This is a genomic window from Dermacoccus sp. CCH2-D9 (assembly GCF_001556795.1).
Lineage (GTDB): Bacteria > Actinomycetota > Actinomycetes > Actinomycetales > Dermatophilaceae > Dermacoccus > Dermacoccus nishinomiyaensis.
In genome coordinates this window covers 1-6307 of record NZ_LSJT01000020.1, presented here as the reverse complement: position 1 = coordinate 6307, position 6307 = coordinate 1, and the positions used below count along the sequence as shown (strand labels likewise).

Genomic DNA, 6307 nt, shown 5'->3' with positions numbered 1-6307 from the left:
GCCCACGGCGACGTGGTCGCCGCCGCCGGTGACGCCTCGAGCGCCGCCGACATCGCCGAGGTCATCGTCCTCGCCGAACGCGAGTTCGGTGCGCCGGTCGACGTCTACGTCGCGAACGCGGGCGTCGGCGTGGGCGCAGATCTGGCCGACGAGGCGAGCTGGGCCACCGCGATCGACGTCAACCTCATGGCGCACGTGCGCGCCGCGCAGCAGCTCGTGCCGGGATGGGTGGAGCGCGGCCGCGGCTACTTCGTCTCGACGGCGTCGGCTGCCGGCCTGCTCACGCAGATCGGCTCGTCGACGTACGCGACGACGAAGCACGCGGCGCTCGCCTTCGCCGAATGGCTCGCCGTGTCGTACGGCGACAAGGGCGTCGGCGTCAGCTGCCTGTGCCCGATGGGCGTCGACACGAACCTGCTGACCGAGACCGGCGGCGCCTCGCGCGTCGCGCAGCGCGCCGTCACCGAATCGGGCCCGGTGCTCACGCCTGCGCAGGTGGCGGACGACGTCATGCGCGCGATCGAGAACGAGACGTTCCTCGTGCTGCCCCACGCGAACGTGCTCGACATGTACCGCGCCAAGGGCGCCGACTACGACCGGTGGATCCGCGGGATGCAGCGCTTCGGCGCGCACCTGGCATCGAACTGACGCGCGCGACGGCGGGGGCGGGCGACGGTCGACCGGAGGGGAATACCCTCTGGGGGTATGGTGTTGTGTGTCAGTAAAACACGACGAAGGAGCAGTCATGGCTGAGCAGAACACCAGCACGTACACCGTCACCGGCATGACCTGTGGCCACTGCGAGATGAGCGTGCGCGAGGAACTCGAGGAGATCCCCGGCGTCAGCGACGTCGTCGCCAACCACGAGAGCGGCGTCGTGACGTTCACCTCCGACCGGCCCGTGAGCCGCGAGCAGGTCGACGCCGCCGTCACCGAAGCCGGATACCAGCTCGCCTGAGGGTGATCGAGACGACCACGCAGACCCGGACCCCCACCCCAGCGGCGCCAGTAGCCCCCGAGGCTCCGGCAACGCCGACGCAGAGTGTCGAACTGGCGCTGACAGGCATGACGTGCGCCTCGTGCGCGAACCGCATCGAACGCAAGCTCAACAAGCTCGACGGCGTCGAGGCCAGCGTCAACTACGCGACGGAGAAGGCACGCGTCGCCTTCGCCGACGACGTGACGCCCGACGACCTCGTCGCAACGGTCCAGAAGACCGGCTACGGCGCGAGCGTCATCACGCCGGAACCGGTTTCCCCGCCGTCATCGGCCGACGCTGACGGGGCGGACAGCGGCGCTCGCGCCGGCAAAGCGGGCGAATCACCGGCCGACGCGCACGTGCGCGAGCTGCGGCAGCGCCTCGTCGTCAGCGCTGTGCTGACGGTGCCTGTCGTGCTCATGGCGATGATTCCGCCGCTGCAGTTCACGAACTGGCAGTGGCTGTCGCTGACGCTCGCGGCGCCCGTCGTGGTCTGGGGTGCGTGGCCGTTCCATCGCGCCGCGTGGACGAACCTCAAGCACGGCGCGACGACGATGGACACCCTCGTCAGCGTCGGCACGATCGCGGCGTTCGCGTGGTCGCTGTACGCGCTGTTCTTCGGCGACGCCGGCATGCCGGGCATGAAGCACGGCTTCGACTTCGGCGCGACGCGAGGGCACGGTGCGTCGAACATCTACCTGGAGGCGGCCGCCGGCGTCACGACGTTCGTGCTGCTCGGACGCTTCGTCGAGGCGCGTTCGAAACGCGCGAGCGGCGCCGCGCTGCGCGCTCTGCTCGACCTGGGGGCCAAGGAGGCGACCGTCCTGCGCTCCGGCCCTGACGGCGTCGAGCGCGAGCAGCGTGTGAACGCAGGCCAACTCGTCGTCGGCGACCGCATCGTCGTGCGACCCGGCGAGAAGATCGCGACCGACGGCGAGGTCGTCAGCGGTGACAGCGCCGTCGACGCCTCGATGGTGACGGGCGAATCGGTGCCCGTCGACGTCGGCCCCGGTGACGCCGTCATCGGGGCGACGCTCAACACGAGCGGACGGATCGTGGTGCGCGCCACCCGCGTCGGCGGGCAGACGCAGCTCGCGCAGATGGCGAAGCTCGTCGAGGACGCGCAGAACGGCAAAGCGGACGTGCAGCGGCTCGCCGATCGCGTCTCCGGCATCTTCGTGCCGGTCGTCATTGCGCTGTCGGTGCTGACGCTCCTCGGCTGGCTCGTCGTGACGGGCGACGTCGAAGCGGCGTTCACCGCAGCCGTCGCGGTGCTCATCATCGCGTGCCCCTGCGCGCTGGGTCTTGCGACGCCGACGGCGCTCATGGTGGGTACTGGGCGCGGCGCGCAGTTCGGGGTGCTCTTCAAGGGCCCCGAGGTGCTCGAGACGACGCATCGCATCGACACGGTCGTGCTCGACAAGACCGGAACGCTCACCTCCGGCGAGATGTCGGTCGGTGAGATCGTCTGTGCCGGTGGTGAATCCGAGGACGACGTGCTCGCTGTTGCGGCAGCCCTCGAGAGCGGCTCGGAGCACCCGATCGCTCGCGCCATCACCGACGCGGGCCGCGACCGCGTCGGCGATCTGCCGACCGCCGACGGTTTCATCAACATGCCCGGCGAGGGCGTGACGGGGCGAGTGCGCGTGCCCGGCCCGAACGCTGAGGCAGCCGTGATGGTCGACGTCATCGTCGGCCGCCCGGATGCTCTCGCGGCCCGGGGCATGGCTCTCGACGGCCACCTGCGTGGAGCCTTCGACGATCTCGAATCGGGTGGTGGGACGGTCGTCGCCGTCGGATGGGGCGCCGCGGCGCGTGGCGTCATCGCCGTCACCGACACCGTGAAACCGACGAGCGCGGATGCCCTGCGCGGACTGTCGCGCCTCGGCCTGCACACCGTCCTGCTGACGGGCGACAACGAGCGCGCCGCGCGGAGCGTCGCCGACGCGGTCCGCATCGACGACGTCATCGCCGGTGTGCTGCCGGCGGGCAAGGTCGACGTCATCACGCGTCTGCAGGGTGAGGGGCGCGTCGTCGCGATGGTCGGCGACGGCGTCAACGACGCTCCCGCGCTCGCGCAGGCCGATCTCGGCATCGCGATGGGAACGGGCACGGACGTTGCGATCGAAGCGGCTGACGTCACCGTCGTGCGCGGCGATCTGCGTCTCGTCGGCGACGCGATCCGCCTGGGCCGCAGGACGCTGAACACGATCAAGAGCAACCTGTTCTGGGCGTTTGCGTACAACGTCGCAGCGATTCCGTTGGCCGCCGCGGGGCTGCTCAACCCCATGATCGCGGGCGCCGCGATGGCGTTCAGCTCGGTGTTCGTCGTGCTCAACAGCCTGCGGTTGCGCCGCTTCGCCGGGACGGCGGAGCAACAGTCGAGTCATCGATCGAACGAGGAGGGTGGGCGCGCGTGAGCGAGACGAAGTCGAAGGAGCCGGCCGTGGAGGCGATGCGGCAGGAACCCGTCGTCGACGCACTGACGGGGGCTGAAGACGCCCTGGTTGACGCTGTGGAGCCGGGCAACGGGGTGTCCGATGGCGGCGATCACGCCGCGGGGTCGTCGTGCTGTGAACCGTCGAAACCGGGGTACGAGAACGCCGGGTCGAAGGATGCTCTGTCCAAGCGGCTCAAGCGCATCGAGGGGCAGGTGCGCGGCGTCGAGAAGATGGTCGCGGACGACCGGTACTGCATCGACGTCCTCACCCAGATCGCGGCCATCCAGTCGGGGTTGAAGGCCGTGGCGCTCGGGCTGCTCGACGACCACATGGCCCACTGCGTCGTCGAGGCTGCTCGAGCTGGGGGCGACGAACAGGCCACCAAACTCGCCGAGGTCAGCGACGCCCTGCGCCGATTCGTGCGCTGACGCTCGCCCGCCTCGCGCAGCCGAGTCAGTTGATGCTGGCCGAGTCACGCAGGACTGACTCGGCCGGCACCAACTGACTCACCTGCGCGGCGCCTCGGTGCGAGCGCTGGATCGATCACGCCCCACACACTCGAGCACGCGAAAGGCGTCAGCTGTTCATGCCCCGCGCTGCGACGGCCCAGGTGTCCACGAGCGTGCCGTTGCGTACGACGTCGACCGCGTTGGCCAGGTTGATCGCGTTGCAGCAGTGATTCGGCACGACGCGCACGGTCGAGCCGAGTGCGGGCAGGGAGGCCCCGGCCATGTCGACGACGCCGTGATGCTCGGACATCTGCACGATGCGCGCGTCGGGATGGTCGAGCAGTCGACCGTGGCCGCTCGCCCAGGGCGCCTTGTCGGCAGCGAGCGTCTTCGACCCGGCATCGAGCACGAGACGCCCACCCGAGTGCGAGACGACCCGCGCGTGTGCGGTGAGCGCGATGTCCCCGGCCGCGCAGGCTCCGAGTTCCCACTGCTGCGCATCGTTGAAGACGTACGCGCCGGGCCGCATCTCCGTGGGGGCGACATCCGTCGACGGGCCCGCGCCGTCGTTGACGGCGGAGGTGGCGCCAGGCAGGCTCGTGAGGGCGCTCCCCGACGACGACGCAACCCCCGGCATGCCCGCGCGCGCGCCTTCGCCAGCGCCGTTGCGTGCAGCGAACGCCATGCTCGGGCTCGACCCGCCGCTACGAACGTGCGGTTCGATTCCCTTGGCGCGCAGGGCTCGTGACGCGCCGGCGAGCGCAGCGCGTTCGTCGTCAGCGGACTGGGCTCGGCCTTCCGGCGAGTACGAGTGGCCGGGAAAGGTGAAGACGCCGCGCACGTCGAAGCCGAGGCTCGCGATGCCCGCGGCGAGCTCGCCTGCGTCACGCGCCGGGATGCCGGTGCGGTGCTGACCCGAGTCGAGCTCGACGAGGACCTCGACCACCGCAGAGCCGAGCGGCTTGCGCAGCTGGCGCGCGGCCGTCATCGAGTCGCAGCCGACGCCGATGCGCGCGCGTTCCGCGAGGGCCCGCAGGCGCCGCCCAGCCTCGTCGTCGACCCACAAGGGGTAGGCGATGAACACGTCGTCGAAGCCCGCGTCGACGAAGACCTCGGCCTCACCGATCGTCGCGACGGTGATGCCGTGCGCCGCCGCGTCACGCTGCATCGTGGCGATCTCCGGCATCTTGTGCGTCTTGACGTGCGGCCGCAGCGCGACACCGGCGTCACGACCCAGGCTCGCCATGGCGTCGATGTTGCGTTCGAGCACGTCGAGGTCGGCGACGAGGCGGGGCGTGGCGGTCACGAGAACTCCTGACGGTCGGGTGCATTCATTCTGCCGGTCGTCGGGCCGCAATCTTGTGCTCCCTGCGCGGGAAACCGCGGTTCACGTGATGCTCGGCGACGAATCGTGACGTGCGCGGGTGCGTCACCAGTCCGCGCGGGTCGTCTCGTGCTGTCCGTCGAGTTCGGTGAATCCGGCGTCGATGATGCTGACGCGGCCCGGCGTCGCGGCCCAGTGCGCCTCTGTATCGCGCACGATGCGGACGCGGTGGTCGTCGGCCGCCCACCGTGCGCGCTCGTCGGCGCTCATCGATTCCCACGCTCGCTGCGCCGCGTGCGCGCACTGCGCGGCGCTCTTTCCGCTCGTCATCGTGACGAGGGGGCTGAGGCGGACGGTGACCATCGCATCCACGTCCTGCGGGTCGCGCGCGTCGCTCGTTCCATCGTCGGGGTGCGACGGGAGCTGCGTGCCCTCGACCTGCATCTTCTTCAGCTCGGGCGGCAGCGGTGACGTCGGCGCCGGCGTGAACGCACGAGCCTCGGCGCTGCCGTGACGAGCCGTCACCCCGTCGAGGGCTTGCGCGTCACTCCAGCGCTTGCCGCTGCAACGCCTCACGATCTTGCGGATGGCGATGCCGCGCCAGGCGTCGATGGCGTCGAGCATCGCAGTGTCGGGGGCGGGCGTCTCGATGCCGCCAGCGGCGCCGTCGTCGTCGGCGCCGCTGGCGGCATCAGAGGACACGACGGGGTGCGCGCGGCGCTCGGCCTCGACGAACAATCCGACGCAGGCCTGCGCGGCCGCGGCGCAGGCGTCGAGTTCGTCCGGTGGCGCGGTCTTCTCGACGCGCAGCGCGATCTGCATCGCCAGAGGCGGGGCGTCGGTCTCGGGCGCGGGTCTCGTCTCACTCACCGCACCATTGTGGTCCAGGGGGCCCGGGGCGCGAAGAATGGCGACGATGCGAGCTGCCCCGTGTCGGACGCCGAGAAGGCCGCGCCCGACGCGTCGGGCGCGGCCTTCGCCGTCACGGCTGGCGGTGCGAAAGTGACCGGGATTCGCGGATGGGATCAGGAATCGCGAAGGTGACCGGAAATCGCAGACGTGCGGAAGCTGTCAACCTGATTGGAGTCACGTGGGGTTGAGTTGGGTGATTTCG

General features: G+C 70.6%; 6 protein-coding genes. 4 read left to right on the top strand and 2 right to left on the bottom strand.

What is annotated here, in order from left to right:
* The 4 genes from AX669_RS01550 to AX669_RS14145 all read left to right on the top strand — a co-directional run.
* Window positions 1-648 (top strand): SDR family oxidoreductase (locus AX669_RS01550; protein WP_062256166.1); only part of this gene is annotated, 648 nt, incomplete at its 5' end.
* A 97-nt stretch (window positions 649-745) separates the two neighbouring features.
* The gene (locus AX669_RS01545; protein ID WP_062256164.1) at window positions 746-958 is read left to right on the top strand and encodes a heavy-metal-associated domain-containing protein; all 213 of its coding nucleotides are present in this window, start codon (window positions 746-748) and stop codon (window positions 956-958) included.
* 107 nt (window positions 959-1065) lie between these two features.
* A complete protein-coding gene (locus tag AX669_RS01540) occupies window positions 1066-3399 on the top strand; it encodes a cation-translocating P-type ATPase (protein WP_062256162.1) in 2334 nt (777 codons plus the stop codon).
* On the top strand, window positions 3396-3848 hold the full coding sequence (locus AX669_RS14145; RefSeq protein ID WP_369815050.1) for a metal-sensitive transcriptional regulator: 453 nt from the start codon (window positions 3396-3398) through the stop codon (window positions 3846-3848). Before AX669_RS01540 ends, AX669_RS14145 begins: the two co-directional genes overlap by 4 nt.
* A gap of 148 nt (window positions 3849-3996) precedes the next feature.
* Here AX669_RS14145 and AX669_RS01530 read toward each other — a convergent pair whose 3' ends face one another.
* Window positions 3997-5175, bottom strand: coding sequence for an alanine racemase (locus AX669_RS01530; protein WP_038566886.1), 1179 nt, complete (start codon window positions 5173-5175; stop codon window positions 3997-3999).
* Window positions 5176-5298: 123 nt separating this feature from the next.
* The gene (locus AX669_RS01525) at window positions 5299-6063 is read right to left on the bottom strand and encodes a peptidyl-tRNA hydrolase (protein WP_231729365.1); all 765 of its coding nucleotides are present in this window, start codon (window positions 6061-6063) and stop codon (window positions 5299-5301) included.
* Window positions 6064-6307: the final 244 nt, after the last annotated feature.